Genomic DNA, 18,913 nt, shown 5'->3' on the forward strand with positions numbered 1-18,913 from the left:
CGGTCCCCGGAGAAGCCGTTGCGCACGCAAGTCCTGATCGTCGGCTCCGGCCCTTCCGGCCTGCTGCTCGGGCAGCTGCTCGCCGGCATCGGCATCGACAATGTCATCCTCGAGCGTGTCGACCGCGATCACTTGCTGAGCCGAGTACGTGCAGGCGTGCTCGAACAGGGCACGGTCGAGATCCTTGATGAGGCTGGCGCCGGCGCGCGCATGCATGCCGAGGGGCTGCCGCATGACGGCTTTGCCGTCGCCTTCGACAACCGGCTGCACCGCATCGACCTCCACGCGCTGACCGGCAAGCGCGTGATGGCCTACGGCCAGACCGAGATGACGCTCGATCTTGTCGAAAAGCGCGAGCAGGCCGGGCTGACGACCGTGTTCGAGGCGGCGAATGTCGCGTTGCACGATATTTCCGGCAAGCCCTTTGTCACCTACGAGAAGGACGGGCAATCGCACCGCATCGACTGCGACTTCATCGCGGGGTGCGACGGCTATCATGGCGTCAGCCGCAAATCGGTCCCTGAAGGCGCACTGCAGAGCTTCGAACGGGTCTATCCATTCGGCTGGCTCGGCGTGCTGGCCGAAGTGCCGCCGGCCAGCCATGAGTTGATCTACGCCAACCATGAACGCGGCTTCGCGCTCTGCTCGATGCGCTCGATGACCCGCAGCCGCTACTACATCCAGTGCCCTATCGACGAGAAGGCGGAGAACTGGAGTGACGACCGCTTCTGGGACGAGCTGCGCCGCCGCCTGCCCGAAGCGAGCGCCGCTGCGGTCACCACCGGCCCGTCTTTCGAGAAGTCGATTGCGCCGCTGCGCTCCTTCGTCGCCGAGCCGATGCAGTTCGGTAAACTGTCGCTGGTCGGCGACGCCGTCCATATCGTGCCGCCGACCGGGGCGAAAGGCCTGAACCTTGCCGCCGGCGACGTGCGCTATTTGTTTTCGGGCCTGCGGGAATTCTACGCGGACGGATCGATGGCCGGCATGGACGCCTATTCGGGCCGCGCGCTGGCGCGGGTCTGGAAAGCGGTGCGCTTCTCCTGGTGGATGACCACCATGCTGCACCGTTTCCCGGAAGGCGGCGCGTTCGGGCAGCGCATCCAGGAAGCGGAACTCGACTACCTCGTCCACTCGCGCGCGGCTTCTACCGCGCTGGCAGAAAATTATGTAGGCCTGCCCTACTGAAAATCAGGCGCGCGGCATGCCCTTCGGCCGCAAATGCCGCTTCTGCGCCGCTATCCTGAAAGGCGCGTTCGGAGCGCCGTAACCGCGGTAGCCGCCGCGGCGCTCGACGATCTCGAAGAAGAAGCCCTCGCCGTAATTCGGGCTGTAGAGCTGGAAATATTCGCCGCTCTCGTCGCGGTCGTAAAGAATGTTCTCCGCCCGCAACCGATCGGCGAGATCGGGATCGAGGCCGAAACGGGCTTCGACATCGTCATAATAGTTGGGCGAAATGTGCAACGGCTCGAAACCGTTTGCCCGCAACGCGGCGGCGGCCGCGAAGATGTCGTCCGTGCCAAAGGCGACATGCTGGACGCTGGAGCCGAAGGATTCGTTGATGAAATGGCCGGCGAAGGTGCGGCGGTTTTCGGCACCGTTCAGCGTCAGCCGCAGGCTGCCTTCGTCGTTCTCGATAACCTGACTGCGCACCACGCCGGCCGGGTCGATGATGTCGACCATCGGCGTCTTCCTGGTCCTGAAGATCGCGGTGTAGAACAGCAGCCAGGTTAGCATCTCCTCATGCAGCATGGTCTGGCCGACATGATCTATGGCGGTGAGACTGGCATCCTGCGGCGCATCGTCGCCCGCGACGGGGACGAACTCGGTCTCCCACACGCGGCGCAATTCCGACGTCTGGTCGATGAAGTAGATGACCCCGCCGCCGACACCGCGGATCGCCGGTATGGTCAGTTCACCTGGCCCGACCGGCTGGCTGAATATCTCAGCGCCCAGCGCGCGGGCCCGTTCGACGGTCGCGGCGGCGTTCTCGACCTTGAGGCCGAGCGCGCAGACCGACGTGCCGTGGACGACGTAGGAGGAATGCGCGAAACCCTCGCGCTCGGTGTTGATGACCAGATTGATACCGCCCTGCCGATAGAGCGTCACGTCCTTGGAGACGTGCTTTCCGGATTTCCTGAAGCCCATGCCGCGGAAGAAGGCGGCCAGTTCCCGCGCCTCCGCCTCGCTGGCGGCGAATTCGATGAACTCGACCCCGCTTACCGCGATGCGGTCAGGGATTTCCGGCAGGCCGGCGGCGGCTTCCGGCTCGTCGCGGCGCACCTGGTCCATGAGGTAGATCAAAGAGCGGCGGCCGTCGACCGAGATGGATTTTGGCGAGCCGCCGCGGAACTGGTCGTTGAAGATTTCGAGCGAAAGATAGCCATCATAGCCGGTGGCCGCCACCGCGCGCATGAAGTCGCGAACCGGCAAATCGCCTTCGCCCGGCATGTTCCGAAAATGCCGGCTCCAGTAGATCAGGTCCATGTCGATCTGTGGCGCGTCGGCAAGTTGGATCAGAAACAGCTTGTCCTTCGGAATCGCGCGGATCGAACTCACGTCGATCTTGCGCGCCAGCGTGTGGAAGGAATCGAGGATCAGCCCGACATTGGCATGGTCCGCGCGGCGCACGATCTCCCAGGCGTCGCGATGGTCGTTGATGTGCCGGCCCCAGGCGAGCGCCTCGTAGCCGACGCGCAGCCCGCGCGCCGCGGAATGTTCGCCGAGCTCGCGAAAATCGTCCGCGGCGCGGTCGATCCCGCCGAGCGATACCGAGGAAACATTCGAGCAGACGAGCATCAGCTCAGCGCCGAGCTCCAGCATCAAATCAAACTTGCGCTCGGCCCTGTCGAAGGCGCGAGACCGATGCGGCTCCGGCATGCCCTCGAAATCGCGGAACGGCTGGAACAGCGTGATCTCCAGGCCGGCATCTCGCACCATTCGGCCGGCCTCGGCCGGCGAAGCGTCGGAAGCCAGAAGGTCGTTCTCGAAAATCTCGACGCCGTCGAAACCTGCCGCAGCGATGGCGGCCAGTTTTTCGGAAAGGTCGCCGCTGATCGAGACGGTCGCGATCGAGGTTTTCATCGAGGTCGATCTCCTCCGGCTGTTTCTTATCAGGCCACGCTCTTCTGCGTCGAGCCGCCGAGGAAGAGCTGGCCGACACGTGGGTCGGCAAGCAGGGCGTCGGCGCGGTCGTGCATGCGGCGCTGGCCGAGTTCCAGCACGATGCCGTAGTCGGACATCGCCAGCGCCGCCTTGGCGTTCTGCTCGACCATCAGGATGGTGACGCCTTTGTCGCGCAACTTCTTCAGCGTCTGAAACACTTCCTGCACCAGATTGGGCGACAGGCCGATCGACGGCTCATCGATCAGGATCAGCTTGGGATCGAGCAGCAGCGAGCGGGCGATCTCCAGCTGCTTCTGCTGTCCTCCGGAGAGCGTGATCGCCTGGCTGTGCCGCTTCTCGCGCAGGATCGGGAACTGGTCCATCACCTCCTCGATGCGGCGCTTCACCAGCGTCTGGTCCTTGGCGGTGATACCGCCGAGCTCGAGATTGTGCAGCACTGAAAGCTGCGGCACGACATTGCGGCCCTGCGGCACATAGGTGACGCCATGGGCGATTATCTGCGCCGGCGTCTGCCGCGTCACATCCTTGCCATCGAGCAGAATCTGGCCGGAGTGGATGTTGAGCAGGCCGAATATGGCCTTGAACACGGTCGACTTGCCGGCGCCGTTGGGACCGATCACGGTGGTGATGGTGCCCTTGTCGATCTTGAACGAGACCCCGTTCAGGATCGTCATCTTGCCGTATCCGCCGAAAAGCTCTTTCAGTTCCAGCATGGTCAGCCTCCCAGATAGGCTTCGATGACTTCAGGATTGCTGCGGATCGCTTCGGGTGGTCCCTCGGCGATGATCCTGCCGCCGGCCAGCACCAGGATGCGCGTGCACAGCGACATGACGAATTCCATATTGTGCTCGATGACGACGAAGGTCGAGCCGCGCTCGGCATTGAAGGCGACGAGACGCTCCTTCAGGCTTTCCAGCATCGTCAGATTGACGCCGCCGGCCGGTTCGTCGAGCAGCACCAGGCTCGGCCCGGCCATGAACGCCATGGCGGCGTCCAGCAGCTTCTGCTGGCCGTACGAAAGCGAGCCGGCAAGCTCGTCCTTCAGATGACCGAGCCGGAAGAAATCGATCAGTTTTTCCGCCTCGCCTGTCAGCCCGGCGTCGGGCGCGCCGAACAGCCGCGAGAACATGGTGCCGTGATGCTCCTGGCCGGCCAGGATGATGTTTTCCAGCACGCTCATCTGCGGAAAGACCTGCAGCATCTGGAAAGTGCGGCCGACGCCGAGCTTGTTCAAGTCGCAAGCGCGTTTGCCGGCGACCGACCGGCCGTTGACATGGACCTCGCCGGCGTCCGGCTTCGATTGGCCGAGGATGCAGTTGAAGAGCGGCGACTTGCCGCTGCCGTTAGGCCCGATCAGGCCGAGTATTTCTCCCGCCTGCACATCGAAGGAGACATCCTGCACGGCCTTGATGCCGCCGAAGGATTTCGACAGATTGCGGACGCTGAGTACGGGAGTCGCCGTGGGAGCGGTCTGGACGTGCATGGTCATAGCTGCGCTCCCTGCTTGAGGTCTGCACGTACGCGCTGCCCCTTGAAGCGGCCGGCGATCCGCTTGCCGAGACCGATCAGGCCGGTCGGGCAGAAGATCATCAGGACGAGGACCGTCGCGGCGTAGATCATCAGGTAGTAGCCTTCGGTGAAGCGAAGGAACTCAGGCATCACAATAACGAGCCCGGCGCCGAGGATCGGCCCGAAGAAATATCCCGAGCCGCCGACCACGACCATCAGCAATATCTTCAGCGAATGCACCAGCGAGAACGCCGGCGGATCGATGAACTGCACCAGCGGCGCAGCAAGCGCGCCGGCCAGCCCGCCAAGCGAGGAGCCGATGGCGAACGCCAAGAGGGTCATGCGGCGGATGTCGACGCCGAGGCTGTTGGCGCGGATCGGGTTTTCCCTGAGCGCCCGGAAGGCGCGGCCCCAGGGCGATCGCACGAGGCCCCAGAAGAGCGCCGCCACGATCAGGAAAACGACGAGCGTGAAATAATAGAAATGGATCTGGGGCATGGTGTCGAAGCCGAGGAAGGACGGCCGCATGATGCCCACCAAGCCGAGCGAACCGCCGGTCAGCCATTCCTCGTTGCGCAGCACCAGGAAGACCAGCGTGTTGAAGGCCAGCGTCACGAAGGCCAGGAAATGGTGCTGGACGCGCAACGCCGGGTAGCCCAGCAGGAGCCCGATGACGAAGCACAGCGCCATCGCCGCCGGCGCAGCCAGTATCCAGTGCCATCCGGCCATGGTTAGCAGCGCCGATGTATATGCGCCGATGCCCATGAAAGCCGCCTGCGCAAGCGAGACCTGGCCGGCGTAGCCGAGCGTCAGATTGAGGCCCATCGCCGCGATCGAGAAGATCAGCCACGAGCACAGAACGTAGATGACGTAATTGCCCTGGCCGAGCGGCGCCGCGATCAGCGCGGCGATGCCGAGAAGGAGAAGGATCAGATTGCGCAAGGGCATCAGACGGTCCTCCCCTCTGCCTTGCCCATGATGCCCTGCGGGCGGACAAGGATGATGACGATGAGCAGGAGAAGCGGCACGGCGGCCCTGTATTGAGCCGAAACGTAAGACGCCGCCAGATTGTCGACGACGCCGATCAAGAGGCCGCCGACGAGAGCGCCGCGGATCTGGTTGAAGCCGCCGACAATCGCCGCGATGAAGGCGACAAGGCCGATCGGCTCGCCGTTGGAGAACTTCGCCAGATAGATCGGCGAGATCAGGAAAGAGGCCACGGTGGCCAGCGCCGCGTTGATGAGGAAGGTGTACAGCACCATCCGCTTGATGTTGACGCCGAGGATCTCGGCGACGCCGGGGTTCTGCGCCGTCGCCTGCATGCAGCGGCCAGTGCGGGTGCCGTTGAGGAAGAACTGCAGCGCCACGACGACCAGCAGCGAGATGGCAAGGTTGGCGATGTCCTGGAACGACACCGAAGCGCCGAAAATGTCCACCGTGCGGTCGCTTACCAGCGCGGGAAAGGGCTGCGCCTCGGCACTGTAGAATTCCTTCACGCTCTCCTTCATCAAGATGCCGAGTGCGATCGTCGCCATGACGATCGGCAGCGTGCCGTGCGGAAGCATCGGCTCGATGACCAGCTTCTTGAACATTGCTCCGAGAAGGATGAGCGACAGCAAGAGCGCAAACAGCATGGCGACGAAGAGCGGCAGGCCGAGCACGTGCATGCCGATCAGGACGAAGAAGGCGGGCAGCATGACGAACTCGCCCTGCGCGAAATTGATCGTCTGCGAGGCCTGCCACAACAGCGTGAAACCGATCGCGGCCAGCGCATAGATCGAGCCCGTCGCAAGACCGGACAGCGTGATCTGCAGAAATTCAGCCATTGATGTTCCTCCACCTCCCGTGGATTCGAGCCGCCCCGGCTCGACGCGATGACCGGCCGCATCGGTGTTCGCATTTCACGCCGGCATCGCCGGGCGTCCCCTGCGGCGCCCGTTCCGCCGCAGGGAGCCGATGCCGTCAGTTGGCCGGCAGCGTCGCCTTGACGGTCTGCTTGCCGCCCTCGACCCCGACCAGGAAGCTTTCGCGCGAGACCTCGCCCGTATCGTCCCAAGTAATGTCCATCAGCACGCCGGGATGCTCGGCCGCCTTGAGGGTCAGGCCGTGCAGCTTGTCGGCGACTTTCTGCGAGTCCAGTTCGCCAACCAACTCGGTCGCGTATTTGATGGCGTAGGCGCCGATGTAGCCCTTGATGGCGTTGTGATCCGCCCGGTACTTGTACTTCTCCTCGAACTTCTTCGCCATTTCCTGTACGGCGGGAATGGGCGCGTCCGGCGTCAGGCTGACATGGCCGAGCGTGCCGTCGGAGGCGTCGCCGGCGAGGTCGATCACCTTCTGGCCGATCAGCGTCGTTTCGCCGACCAGCGGCACCGAAACGCCCTGCTTCTTGGCCTCGCGCAGGAAGCGCGCGCTCTCCTCTTCGGTCAGATAGACGAAGATCGCTTCGGCGCCCGAGCCCTTGAGCTTGACCACGTCGGAGGCGAAGTCGGCCTGCGCATTCTCGCTCGGAACGTCGGCGACGACCTCAATTCCCTTCTCTTCCATCTGCGCGACGAAGGCATCGTGGCCACCCTTGCCGAACTCGCTGTTGACCCAGGCGATGGCCACCTTCGACACCTTCATCTCGTCCTTGAGATAGGCTGCGATCTTGGGCATCGACTTCTGTGCGCCGAAAGAGGTGCGGAAGATGTAGGGGTTGCCGAGCGCGGTGATCTTCGGCGCTTCGGAACCGGTCATCTGCGGGATGCCGGCCTGCTGCGCAACCAGCATGTTGACGATGGTGGAACCCGAATAGACGGTGCCGAGCAGCGCGAACGCGCCATCGTCGATCGCCTTTTGGACCATTGCGCGCGAGGTCTGCGCGTCGCTCTGACTGTCGTACTGGGTCAGCTCGACCTGCTTGCCGAGAATGCCGCCGCCCGCATTGATCTCTTCGATCGCCATGGCGGCGCCGTCGCGCCAGTTGACGCCCGATGTTGCGCCCGGGCCGCTGAGCTCGCGGAGATGTTGGCGATCTTCACCGTCTCCTGGGCGTAGGCCGCCGGCATGACCGCGCCAACCATCAGCGCCGTCGCCATTCCAAGAATGCTTCTTCTGTTCATGTCACTTTCCTCCCTATGGTCTCATTGAGTTCAGTTGATGCTCACGCCCGTTCCAAAGCGATCGCGATGCCCTGGCCGACGCCGATGCACATTGTGGCCAGCGCCAGCCTGCCGCCGCGTTCCCTGAGTTCCAGCGCGGCGGTTCCGGTGATGCGCGCTCCCGACATGCCGAGCGGATGGCCGAGCGCGATGGCCCCGCCATTCGGGTTCACGTGCTCGGCGTCCTCGGCGACGCCGAGCTCGCGGAGCACGGCGATGCCCTGGGAGGCGAACGCTTCATTGAGTTCGATGACGTCGAAATCCCGCGGCGCGATACCAAGGCGGGCGCAGAGTTTTTTGGTCGCCGGCGCGGGGCCCATACCCATGATGCGCGGCGCAATGCCGGCTGCCGCCCCGCCGAGAATACGGGCGATCGGCGTCAGGCCGTACTTCTTCGCAGCAGCCTCGGAAGCTATCATCAGCGCCGCGGCTCCGTCGTTGACGCCGGACGCATTGCCAGCCGTCACCGTCCCGCCCTGCCTGAAAGGCGTCGGCAGCTTGGAGAGCGCTTCCGGCGTGGTGCCGACGCGGGGGTGTTCGTCCCGGTCGACGACGATTGGATCGCTCTTGCGCTGGGGGATCGATACTCCGGTGATTTCCTTTCCGAGACGGCCGTTCTCCTGCGCGGCTACGGCCTTCTCCTGGCTGCGCACCGCGAAGGCGTCCTGGTCGGCGCGCGAGATAGAGAACTCCTCGGCGACGTTCTCGCCCGTCTCCGGCATGGAATCGATGCCGTACTGCGTCTTCATCAACGGGTTGACGAAGCGCCAGCCGATCGTCGTGTCGTGGATCTCGGCATGACGGGAAAACGCGGTTTCGGCTTTCGGCATGACAAAGGGCGCACGCGACATCGATTCGACGCCGCCGGCAATCATCAGTTCGGCCTCGCCGGCCTTGATGGCGCGCGCCGCGATGGTCACGGCGTCCATGCCCGAACCGCACAGCCGGTTGACGGTCGAGCCCGGCACCGCCTCCGGCAGTCCGGCCAGGAGCAGCGACATGCGCGCGACGTTGCGATTGTCCTCGCCGGCCTGGTTGGCGCAGCCATAGACCACATCGTCAATGGCTGCCCAGTCGACGCCGGCGTTGCGCGCCATCAGCGCCTTCAGCGGTACCGCGCCGAGATCGTCGGTGCGGACCGCCGAAAGCGCGCCGCCGAAGCGGCCGATCGGCGTGCGGATATAGTCGCAGATAAAGGCTTCAGCCATCCTTCGACCCCCTCTTCGCTGCGGCGGCATCGCGCTTGTGGGCGGCGTCGGTGCGCGCCTTAAGATCGCGAAGCGTGGCGAGTTCGAGTTCGCTAGGCGCCGGCGTCTCTTCGAGCGCCGGGGAGAATTTAACCGCCCAGCCGCAGGTCTCCTGGACCATTTCACGGGTGGCTCCCGGGTGCAACGACACGACTGTGAACTCCTTCGTTTCGGGATCGGGCTTCCAGATGGCGAGGTCGGTGACAAGCAGAGTCGGCCCCGCCGTGTCGATACCCAGGCGCTTGCGGTGATCGCCGCCCTCCCCATGGCCGAAAGAGGTGTAGAAGTCGATCTTCTCGACCATGCCGCGCTTGCTTTGCGCCATGGTGATATAGATTTCGCGAGACGAGGTCGCGATCTCCGGCGCGCCGCCGCCGCCCGGCAGACGCGTCTTGGGATGCGCGTAGTCGCCGATGACAGTGGTGTTGATGTTGCCGAATTTGTCGAGTTGCGCTGCGCCAAGGAAGCCGATCGAAATGCGTCCGCCCTGCAGCCAATAGCGGAACATTTCGGGCACCGAGACGGTGGTGACGGCCGTGTCGCAAAGCTCGCCGTCGCCTATCGAAAGCGGCAGCACGTCCGGCGCTGTCCCGATTGTGCCGCTCTCGTAGATCAGCGTGATGTCGGGCGCATGCGTCAGCCGCGCCACATTGCAAGCCGCCGAAGGGGCGCCGATGCCGACGAAGCAGACATCATCGTTCTTCAGCGCGCGCGACGCCGCGATGGTCATCATCTCGTTGGGCGTGAATCCGGTCATGCCACGCTCCTGAGACTTGCACCGGCCCTGAGACCTTCCACGCGCGCGGCGAAATCCTCCGGCTTGGCCCGCATCACGTTCTCCTCCATCCAGGCGCGGAAGCGGTCGCGATCGGCGCCAATCTCATCCCATTCGAGATAGGCCGCGTTGTCGCGGGCATAGCAGCCATGCGCGTAGGACGGATGTGAGCCACCGGGCACGATGGAGATGGCCGAAATCGTCCAGCGCGGCAGGATTGTCAGATTGGGATGCAGGCCGTCGAAGTCCTCGACCACCTCCTCGACCGTGACCACCGCGCGCTTGGCGGCGAGCACTGCTTCCTTCTGGATGCCGATAATGCCCTCGACGAGCACGTCGCCGCGCCGGTTAGCCTTCTGGGCGTGGATGAAGGTCACGTCGGGACGGACCGCGGGGACGGCTGCCAGCTGTTCGCCGGTGAACGGACAGGTAATCGGCTTGATGTTCGGATTGACCTTCGCCAGTTCGGCGCCACGATAGCCGCGGAAGACGGCGCAGGGCAGTCCGGCCGCGCCCGCCTCATAGGCGTTGGCCATGGCGGCGTGGCTATGTTCCTCGATCTCCAGCGCGTTGGGGAAGCCGTTCTCGACCGCATCGCGCACCCGGCGCAGGAGACCGACGCCGGGATTGCCGGCATAGGAGAAGACCAGCTTTTTCGCCATGCCCATGCCGACCATCTGATCGTAGATCAGATCGGGGGTCATGCGGATCAGGGTGAGATTTCTGAATCCCTGACGGATCGCCTCATGCGCGGCAGCGGTCGGGATCAGATGGGTAAAGCCTTCAAAAGCGACCTTGTCGCCATCGCGCAAATTTTCGGCGACCGCATGTGCAAGCGGCAGGAACTTCGCCATTCGCATCTCCTCCCAGCCCGACAAATGTTCGTATTGTGAACATTTGTTTTGTATGCAATACTCTTGATGGAGATTTGCACCGGTGTCAAGCTGCCTGCAGTGGACGCGCGGATTTTGGGGAGGACTATATGGCCGAGGCGCCGCTGCCACGCGACAATGTCGGCTCGCTCCAGCGTGGCCTTGCCGTGATGGAGATCCTGGCCGCCCATCCCGGCGGCCTGACGCTCACCGAAATGGCCGAAAGGGCGCAATTGACGCGCGCCGGCGCGCGTCGTTTCCTGCTGACCTTGGTCGCCACTGAATACGCCGTCCAGGCTGGCCGTCGCTTCAGCCTGTCGCCCCGGCTGCTCTCGGTGGCGCGCACCTGGCTGCAAGGCGCGTCGCTCTGGTCTTACGCCGAGCCCTTCATGCGCGAAGTGGCGTCACGGCTTAATGAATCGAGTTCGGCGGCGGTGCTCTCCGGCGAGGACGTGGTCTATGTCGCGCGCGTTCCCGGCCGGCACATATTGAGCGTGGCGCTGCATGTCGGGACGCGGCTGCCGGCCTGGTGCACCTCGATGGGACGCGTGCTTCTGTCGGACCTGCCCGCTCCGCAATTGCGGGAATTTCTGGAGAACGCAAAGATCGAGCGAAACACCCACAAGAGCATCACCGACCGCGCGGCCCTGGCCTCCGAGATCACCAAGGCCGCGCAAGCAGGCTTCGCCATTGTCGACGAGGAACTGGAGATAGGGCTACGCTCGATCGCGGTGCCGATCCGCGACCGCTCTCGCAAGATCGTCGCCGCCATCAACGTGTCGACGCAATCGTCGCGGTTCACGACCGCCGAGATGAAGCGCGAAATCCTGCCGCATCTGCTCGCTGCTGCGCGCAATATTGAAGACTTTTTCATCGTCCAATAAACGGCGTGTCGGCAGTTTGCGGCTCACCCGTTCGAGCGTGGAACTCCTCTGATAAAATTTCTGGTGACTGCCAATTAGGCGCTTGCCGCGTCATTAATCATACGTATGATGTTTCTGATGGCGATTTTGCGGACCCGGCACCAGGATGCGGTCGACGTGATTGCCGGCTGGATCGTCGGAGGGCGGTTCGCCGCCGACTCCGTGCTGCCCACTGAAGACGAGATTGGCGGCGAGCTTGGGGTCAGCCGCACGGTCGTGCGCGAAGCGATGCGCACGCTGGTCGCCAAGGGCATGGTCAATGTGCGCCGGCGTCACGGCACGCAGGTGCAGCCGGTCGATTCCTGGAGCCTGTTCGACCCGCAGGTGGTTTCATGGCGGCTGTCGAGCGGCCTGACGCGCGAATTCATAGAGGATCTGATCCATTTCAGGCTCGGCATCGAGCCCTACGCGGCCGGACTTGCCGCTGCCAACCCGGAATTTCCGGGGGAGAAGCTGGATCTATATTTCCGCCGAATGGCGGCCGCGGTGGATGGCGACGGCGACTACCATCAGGCCGATCTGGCGTTCCACGAGACCATATTTCTCGGTTCCGGCAATCAGTTCCTGCGCCAGTTGGCGCCGCTGATGGCGAACACGCTGCGCGTTTCGTTCAGCCTGTCGGTCATCAGCATGGATAGCGCACGGGCTTCGCTGCCTATGCATCGGGCCGTTGCCGACGCTATCATCGGCCGCGATCCGGGGGCAGCCAGGACGGCGCTCACCACACTCATAGAATCAGCGCGCGAGGATATTTTCCAGGTGCTGCCAGTTTCAACGGGAGGAACGAATGCTGAAAGGGATCGACTGGCTGGTCCGCGGGCTTGAGGTCTTGCTCGTCATCCTGCTCGCGAGCATGGCGATCATGGTCTTCGGTAATGTCGTGCTGCGCTACGGCTTCAACTCGGGCATCCTGGTTTCCGAGGAGATGGCCCGCTATTTCTTCGTCTGGCTGACCTTCATCGGCGCTGTCGTAACCTTCCGCGAAAATGCGCATCTCGGCGTCGAGTCCCTGGTCCAGCGCTTCGGCCGCAACGGCCGGCTCATCTGCATGGTGCTGAGCGACATCATCATCCTTTTGTGCATGGCGGCGTTCTTCTGGGGCACCTGGAAGCAATATCCGATCAACGCCTCGATGACGGCGCCCGTCGTCGGCATATCAATGAACTGGATCTACGGGATCGGCTTCTTCACCGCGATCGGCATTGGCGGGCTCGTCGTCATCCGGCTCCTCCGAACCATCACCGGCCGGATCACGGAGGATGAGATCAACGCCTTCGCCGGCGAGGGCGCCGAAGCAGCCGCCATCCGGGAGCGCGCCGAATGACCATCGTCGTTTTCCTGGTTTCCCTGCTCGGGTCCATGGCGATCGGCGTGCCGGTCGCCTTCGCGCTGATCTTCTGCGGCATCGCTTTGATGACCTATGGCGGCATCTTCGACACGCAGATCGTCTCGCAGCGCATGATTTCCGGCGCCGACACGTTCACCCTGCTCGCCATCCCGTTCTTCCTGCTCGCCGGCGAGATCATGAATGCCGGCGGTCTGTCGCGCCGCATTGTCGAATTCGCCATCGCCTGTGTCGGCCATATACGCGGCGGCCTCGGCATTGTGGCGATCGTGGCGGCCGTCATCATGGCCAGCATATCGGGCTCCGCCGCCGCCGACACGGCAGCGCTCGCCTCCATCCTCATTCCGATGATGCGCGACGCCGGCTACAATGTGCCGCGCGCTGCCGGCCTGATGGCGGCAGGCGGCGTCATAGCGCCGGTTATCCCGCCGTCGATCGCCTACATCATCTTCGGCGTGGCGGCCAACGTCTCCATAACCCAGCTCTTCATCGGCGGCATCGTGCCCGGTCTGATGATGGCGATGTCGTTGGTCCTGACCTGGCTGTTCCTGGCCAAGAAGGAAAGCGTGGCGGTTCTGCCGCGTCAGCCGATGGCCGTGAAACTGAAAGCGACGGGGCGCGCCGGCTGGGCGCTGTTCATGCCGGTGATCGTGCTCGGCGGTATCCGCTTCGGCATCTTCACGCCTACCGAAGCCGCGGTCGTCGCCGCGGTCTATGCCCTTTTCGTCGGCATGTTCATCTACCGCGAGCTGAAGTTCCGCGACCTCTACGGCGTATTCCTCACCGCGGCCAAGACCACGTCGGTCGTGATGTTCCTTGTGGCGGCGGCGCTGGTCTCGGCCTGGCTGATCACCTCGGCCAACATCCCGGCGGAGATCGGCGGCATGATCCAGCCGCTCGTAGACCGGCCGAAGCTGCTGCTCGCCGTCATCATGGTGCTGGTGCTGGTCGTGGGTACCGCGCTCGACCTGGCTCCGACCATCCTGATCCTGACGCCGGTGCTGATGCCGATCATCCGCCAAGCAGGCATCGATCCGGTCTATTTCGGCGTCCTGTTCGTCATGAACAACTGCATCGGCCTGCTCACGCCGCCGGTCGGCATCGTTCTCAACGTGGTGAGCGGCGTAGCACGTATTCCGCTCGGGCAAGTCATCGTCGGCGTCTGGCCCTTCCTTTTGGCGCAGACCGTCGTCATGTTCCTGCTCGTCATGTTCCCAGAGCTCGTTCTCGTACCCCTCGCCTGGCTTCGCTAGGAATGAGAGGGCACGTGTCTTTCGAGAAACAGAAGTCCAAGTTCAACAACGGAGGAAACAAAATGAAATCGACAATTCTCAAAGGTCTCGCGCTCGCGCTTTGCGCCGGCGTTTTCAGCGGACCGGCGCTCGCCGAAATCCAGGAACGCACCATCCGTGTCTCCAACGGCGTCGCCGAGGAGCATCCAGTCGGCAATGGCGTGAAGGCGATGACGGAGTGCATGGCCGACAAGTCCGGCGGCAAGATGAAGCTTACGGCCTTCTGGAGCGGCGCGCTTGGCGGCGACCTGGACGCCACCCAGGCGTTGCGATCCGGCACGCAGGAAATGGTCATAACCTCGACCTCGCCCCTGGTTGGAATCGCGCCGGCGCTCGGCGTGTTCGACCTGCCCTTCCTGTTCAGTGACGAGAAGGAAGCCGACGCCATCCTCGACGGCGAGTTCGGCAAGTACATTTCCGACCAGATGCCGGGCCACGGCCTTGTCAACCTCGCCTATTGGGAGAACGGCTTCCGCAATCTCACCAATTCGCAGCGCGCGGTGGCCGGGGTGGAGGACATCAAGGGCCTGAAGGTCCGGGTGATGCAGAACAACATCTTCCTCGATTCCTTCCAGAACCTCGGCGCCAATGCCGTGCCTATGGCTTTCGGCGAAGTGTTCACCGCACTCGAGACCGGCGCCATCGACGGCCAGGAAAACCCGGTGGTGACCATCGACACCTCGAAATTCTCCGAGGTGCAGGACCATCTGACCCTGTCGCGCCATGCCTACACGCCGTTCATGGTGCTCTACTCGAAGCCGCTCTGGGATCAGCTTGACCCGGAGGAACAGGCCATCCTGCAGGAATGCGCGGTGGTCGGCCGCGACGTGCAGCGCAAGGCGAGCCGTGATCTCGGAGCCGAGTCGCTGGAAAACGTCAAGGCGGCGGGCATGGAAGTGACCGAGCTTACGCCAGAGGCGCAGGCCGAGATGCGCGAGGCGGTGAAGCCGGTCTACGAGAAGCACGCCGCCACGATCGGCCAGGAGGTCGTCGACAAGATGATGGCCGAGCTGAAGAAGCTGCGCGGCGAATAAGCCGCTTAGGCGATTTGATACTTCCGGGCGGCGGCGCAGTTCGCCGCCCGTTTTTCTACAGGGTTGCTCCATGAAGATCACATCCGTCAAAACCGTCCGGCTGGGCGAATTCGCTAACATCATCTGGGTCCGCATCCACACCGATGAAGGATTGACCGGGCTTGGCGAGACCTTCATGGGCGCCGCCGCCGTCGAGGCGTATATCCACGAAACCGTCGCGCCGAAGCTGATCGGCCGCGACCCGCTGCAGATCGAGGCGATCAACCGCGATCTGATCGGTTATCTCGGCTGGCGCGGCGCGGGCGTAGAGACGCGCGGAAATTCGGCGGTCGATATCGCGCTCTGGGATATTTTCGGGCAGGCGCTCGGCGTTCCGGTCAGCGTTGCGCTCGGCGGCAAAAGCCGGGATTCGATCCGCACCTATAACACCTGCGCCGGCTACAAATATGTGCGCGACGCCCGCGCCCAGGCCGTCGAGAACTGGGGCGTCGGCGCAACCGAGGGCCCGTATGAGGATCTCGACGGTTTCCTGAACCGCGCTGACGAATTGGCGCACTCCCTGCTGGAGCAGGGCATCACCGGCATGAAGATCTGGCCGTTCGACATCGCCGCCGAACGCACCGGCGGCCTCGACATCTCCGCCGAGGAGCTGCGCACCGCGCTGAAGCCGTTCGAGAAGATCCGCTCGGCCGTCGGCGACCGCATGGATATCATGGTCGAGTTCCATTCGCTGTGGCAGCTTCCCGCCGCGCAGCGCATCGCCCGTGCGCTCCAGCCTTTCGATACCTACTGGCATGAAGACCCGGTGCGGATGGATTCGCTGGAGACGCTGAAAGCGTATGCCCCGCATTCGAAGGCGATGATTTGCGCCTCCGAAACGCTTGCCTATCCGCATGCCTTCCGCGACTATCTCGCGACCGGCGTCGCCGGCGTGGCCATGCTCGACCTTTCATGGTGCGGCGGCCTGTCGGAAGCCCGCAAGATTGCCGGTATGGCCGAAGCCCATCACATTCCGGTCGCCCCCCACGATTGCACGGGCCCGGTCGTGTTCATGGCCTCGTGCCATTTCTCGCTGCACGCGCGCAATGCGCTGATCCAGGAATCCGTCCGCGCCTTCTACACCGGCTGGTACACCGAGTTGGTCACCGAACTGCCGCGGGTGAAGAACGGCCAGATCAGCCTCGGCGACGCACCGGGCCTTGGCCTCACGCTTCTGCCGGGACTGACCGAGCGCGCGGATGCCATCGTGCGCTCCAGCAACGCCTGAGGATGACACGATGACTGCGGAAGCATTGCCGGCCCATTCGTCAGCCTCGCGCTCGACGCAACTCGGCATCGCCGTGATGCTCGTCGGCATCCTCCTGTTCTCGCTCAACGACGTGATGGGCAAGTGGCTGGTCGCGACCTACAGCGTCGGCCAGGTGCTGCTGATCCGCAGCGCAGCCGCGCTGCTGATCCTGTCGCCATTCATCTGGAAGGCGGGTGTCCGCTCGCTGGTCCGTGTCGAGCAGCCCCGCATGCAGGTGCTGCGCGTCATCCTGTCCTCGCTGGAAGTCTACTGCTTCTATTTCGCGGTGGTCTATTTGCCGCTCGCCGACGTGATGACCTACTGGCTGGCGGCGCCGATCTATGTCGCCGCGCTTTCACCCTTCCTGCTCGGCGAGCATGTCGGCTGGCGGCGCTGGACCGCGATCTTCATCGGCTTCGTCGGCGTCATCGTGGCGCTCGAGCCGTCCGCCGCCACGCTGACCGCTCCGGCGCTGATCTCGATCTTCGGCAGCTTCGCCTTCGCTTTCATGATGCTGTCGGGCCGCTCGCTTCGCGCCACGCCGGATACGACGCTGGTGTTCTGGCAGACGATCGGTGCAGGCCTGTTCGGGCTCGCCACCGCACCGTTCGGCTGGGTGACGCCGAGCGGGCCGGACTTCGCACTGCTCGGGCTACTCGGCGTCGTCGCCATGGTCGCGCATGTCTGCGTCAATCGAGCGCTGAAGCTGGCGGACGCCGCGACCGTCGCGCCGTTCCAGTACACACTGCTTCTGTGGGCGGTGATTTTCGGCTGGCTGGTCTTCGGCGACATCCCGCGGCCGGCCATGCTGGCGGGCGCTGCGATCATCGTGGCCGCCGGCCTGTTCATCTTCTTCCGCGAACAGCGCGCGAAGAAGAACCCGAGCGCCTAACGTCTACGCTTCCGTAACGACGGCCTCGGCTTCGATCTCGACCTCGTAGTCGCCGATGAGATTGCCGGCCTCGATCAACGTGTTAGCCGGCAATACATCGCCGAAAACACGGCCATGTGCGCGCGACACCGGCTCCCAAAGCGCGGCATCGCGCAGGTAGATACGGGTGCGCACCACGTCTTCTATCCTGCCGCCGAGCGCGGTGATCGAAGCGGCGATCTTGTCGAGGATGTAAGTGGCCTGCGCGCCGGGGTCGCCGGGAGCGACGCAGCGGTCGGACGCATGGGTAGCCGTCGTGCCGGACACCCGGATCGTGTCCTTGACCCGCACCGCGCGGCTGTAGCCGGCGATCGGCTCCCAGACGCTGCCCGAAGAGACCCGCAGCCGCCCCGGCCGTCCCGGCACTGGCTCGGCCTTGAACACAGAAGGAATGGCGTCGAGATGATGACTCAAGTCGCCGGACGCCGTGAGGTAGGGCGGGCGGCGGTATTCGTCGCCGCAATCGCCGGGGATTGGTTTCGTCCCTGCGAAAGTCTGTTCCAGCCTCGCTCTGTCCTCGGCGTCGAGCGCGAAGCCGAAGACGTTGAGATTGTCCGAGCGGTGCTCGCTTTCGCCGATCCTGGCGCCGACGATCGCCGCCGCCACAGCCTCGTGCTCCAGCACCCAGCGCGTCGCGACGTTGGAAATCGAGACGCCATGCTTTTGCGCGATTTCACCTGCCGCCGCCAATATGCCTTGGAACGCCGTCCAACCACCCGCCGTGTCGATGAAGCGCTTGTATTTCGAGCGGCTCCAGTCAGCGATTTCGGTCGGCTCGGGCCGGCCCAGCCATTTGTCGGCGAGGAAGCCGCCGCATAGCGTGCCATAGGCCAGCAGCTTCACGCCGGATCTTTCGCAAAGCTGCGCCAGCGCACCCGCCGCCCGGCGGTCGATGATCGAGAATGAAACCTGGTTGGTCGCGACCGGCACGCCGTCGGCCAGCGCCAATGCCAGATGAGCGGCGTCGAAATTGGTGACGCCGAGCGCGCCGATCAGGCCTTCCTGCCTCAACCGGGCCATTTCGTGCAGCGCGTCGAGCCATGCCGGATGCTCGAAGGTCCACCAGTGGAATTGCAGGAGGTCGATCCTGTCGACGCCGAGCCGGTCGAGCCGTTCCTGCACACCCTTTCGCACGATTTCCGCAGTCATCGGGCCGGGCTCGGGGCACCATTTGGTGAAAGCCGCCGGCCGGCGCGACGCATTGGGATAGCGCGCGAGCAGCCGCCCGGCGATCAGTTCGGCGCTGCCATAATGGTCTGCCATGTCGAACGTGTCGAAGCCCGCCTCGGCATAGGCCTGGAGCGCGTCGGCGGCGCGTTCGGGATCGAGCAGCCTGCCGCCCTTCTCGAGGTCCGCCACCTGCCATAATCCGCAGATCAGCCGGCTGATGTTGTTGTCACCAAGATCGATGCGGTCGGGACGTCTCTGCAT

Annotated in this window: 17 protein-coding genes and 1 pseudogene; 8 read left to right on the top strand and 10 right to left on the bottom strand. The window is 64.1% G+C overall.

The window, feature by feature from the left end:
* The first annotated feature begins 18 nt into the window (after positions 1-18).
* Positions 19-1,185: a 4-hydroxybenzoate 3-monooxygenase gene (gene pobA, locus MAXJ12_RS01460; RefSeq protein ID WP_008833956.1), complete on the top strand. Its 1,167-nt coding sequence runs from the start codon at positions 19-21 to the stop codon at positions 1,183-1,185.
* A gap of 3 nt (positions 1,186-1,188) precedes the next feature.
* On the opposite strand, the gene MAXJ12_RS01465 is transcribed toward pobA, so the two are convergent.
* From MAXJ12_RS01465 to MAXJ12_RS01505, 9 genes and pseudogenes are all read right to left on the bottom strand, one after another.
* Positions 1,189-3,081, bottom strand: coding sequence for a bifunctional sugar phosphate isomerase/epimerase/4-hydroxyphenylpyruvate dioxygenase family protein (locus MAXJ12_RS01465; RefSeq protein WP_008833957.1), 1,893 nt, complete (start codon positions 3,079-3,081; stop codon positions 1,189-1,191).
* A 29-nt stretch (positions 3,082-3,110) separates the two neighbouring features.
* Positions 3,111-3,836, bottom strand: a complete 726-nt coding sequence (locus tag MAXJ12_RS01470) for an ABC transporter ATP-binding protein (RefSeq protein WP_008833958.1) — start codon at positions 3,834-3,836, stop codon at positions 3,111-3,113.
* A 2-nt stretch (positions 3,837-3,838) separates the two neighbouring features.
* A complete protein-coding gene (locus MAXJ12_RS01475; RefSeq protein WP_008833959.1) occupies positions 3,839-4,612 on the bottom strand; it encodes an ABC transporter ATP-binding protein in 774 nt (257 codons plus the stop codon).
* Positions 4,609-5,580: a branched-chain amino acid ABC transporter permease gene (locus MAXJ12_RS01480; protein WP_008833960.1), complete on the bottom strand. Its 972-nt coding sequence runs from the start codon at positions 5,578-5,580 to the stop codon at positions 4,609-4,611. The genes MAXJ12_RS01475 and MAXJ12_RS01480 overlap by 4 nt, the downstream gene beginning before the upstream one ends.
* Positions 5,580-6,458: a branched-chain amino acid ABC transporter permease gene (locus tag MAXJ12_RS01485; RefSeq protein ID WP_008833961.1), complete on the bottom strand. Its 879-nt coding sequence runs from the start codon at positions 6,456-6,458 to the stop codon at positions 5,580-5,582. Before MAXJ12_RS01485 ends, MAXJ12_RS01480 begins: the two co-directional genes overlap by 1 nt.
* A 136-nt stretch (positions 6,459-6,594) precedes the next feature.
* Positions 6,595-7,736: pseudogene (locus MAXJ12_RS01490) on the bottom strand (ABC transporter substrate-binding protein).
* A 41-nt stretch (positions 7,737-7,777) separates the two neighbouring features.
* Positions 7,778-8,983, bottom strand: a complete 1,206-nt coding sequence (pcaF, locus tag MAXJ12_RS01495; RefSeq protein WP_008833963.1) for a 3-oxoadipyl-CoA thiolase — start codon at positions 8,981-8,983, stop codon at positions 7,778-7,780.
* A complete protein-coding gene (locus tag MAXJ12_RS01500) occupies positions 8,976-9,779 on the bottom strand; it encodes a CoA-transferase subunit beta (protein WP_008833964.1) in 804 nt (267 codons plus the stop codon). The genes pcaF and MAXJ12_RS01500 overlap by 8 nt, the downstream gene beginning before the upstream one ends.
* On the bottom strand, positions 9,776-10,651 hold the full coding sequence (locus MAXJ12_RS01505) for a CoA transferase subunit A (protein WP_008833965.1): 876 nt from the start codon (positions 10,649-10,651) through the stop codon (positions 9,776-9,778). The genes MAXJ12_RS01500 and MAXJ12_RS01505 overlap by 4 nt, the downstream gene beginning before the upstream one ends.
* 128 nt (positions 10,652-10,779) lie before the next feature.
* Here MAXJ12_RS01505 and MAXJ12_RS01510 point away from each other — a divergent pair, with 128 nt between their 5' ends.
* The 7 genes from MAXJ12_RS01510 (at position 10,780) to MAXJ12_RS01540 (ending at position 17,443) form a co-directional block, all read left to right on the top strand.
* A complete protein-coding gene (locus MAXJ12_RS01510; RefSeq protein ID WP_008833966.1) occupies positions 10,780-11,553 on the top strand; it encodes an IclR family transcriptional regulator domain-containing protein in 774 nt (257 codons plus the stop codon).
* A 117-nt stretch (positions 11,554-11,670) separates the two neighbouring features.
* The gene (locus tag MAXJ12_RS01515; protein ID WP_040584597.1) at positions 11,671-12,417 is read left to right on the top strand and encodes a FadR/GntR family transcriptional regulator; all 747 of its coding nucleotides are present in this window, start codon (positions 11,671-11,673) and stop codon (positions 12,415-12,417) included.
* Positions 12,380-12,916, top strand: coding sequence for a TRAP transporter small permease (locus tag MAXJ12_RS01520; RefSeq protein ID WP_008833968.1), 537 nt, complete (start codon positions 12,380-12,382; stop codon positions 12,914-12,916). Before MAXJ12_RS01515 ends, MAXJ12_RS01520 begins: the two co-directional genes overlap by 38 nt.
* The gene (locus tag MAXJ12_RS01525) at positions 12,913-14,190 is read left to right on the top strand and encodes a TRAP transporter large permease (protein ID WP_008833969.1); all 1,278 of its coding nucleotides are present in this window, start codon (positions 12,913-12,915) and stop codon (positions 14,188-14,190) included. Before MAXJ12_RS01520 ends, MAXJ12_RS01525 begins: the two co-directional genes overlap by 4 nt.
* Positions 14,191-14,252: 62 nt before the next feature.
* Entirely contained in the window at positions 14,253-15,263 is a 1,011-nt protein-coding gene (locus MAXJ12_RS01530; protein ID WP_040584598.1) for a TRAP transporter substrate-binding protein, read from the top strand.
* 70 nt (positions 15,264-15,333) lie between these two features.
* The gene (locus tag MAXJ12_RS01535) at positions 15,334-16,530 is read left to right on the top strand and encodes a mandelate racemase/muconate lactonizing enzyme family protein (RefSeq protein ID WP_008833971.1); all 1,197 of its coding nucleotides are present in this window, start codon (positions 15,334-15,336) and stop codon (positions 16,528-16,530) included.
* A 10-nt stretch (positions 16,531-16,540) separates the two neighbouring features.
* Complete coding sequence (locus MAXJ12_RS01540) at positions 16,541-17,443, top strand: DMT family transporter (protein ID WP_008833972.1); 903 nt, start codon at positions 16,541-16,543, stop codon at positions 17,441-17,443.
* 3 nt (positions 17,444-17,446) lie between these two features.
* Here MAXJ12_RS01540 and MAXJ12_RS01545 read toward each other — a convergent pair whose 3' ends face one another.
* Positions 17,447-18,913, bottom strand: a complete 1,467-nt coding sequence (locus MAXJ12_RS01545) for an aldo/keto reductase (RefSeq protein ID WP_139043761.1) — start codon at positions 18,911-18,913, stop codon at positions 17,447-17,449.

The sequence above is a fragment of the Mesorhizobium alhagi CCNWXJ12-2 genome, assembly GCF_000236565.1.
In the GTDB taxonomy this organism is placed as follows: domain Bacteria; phylum Pseudomonadota; class Alphaproteobacteria; order Rhizobiales; family Rhizobiaceae; genus Allomesorhizobium; species Allomesorhizobium alhagi.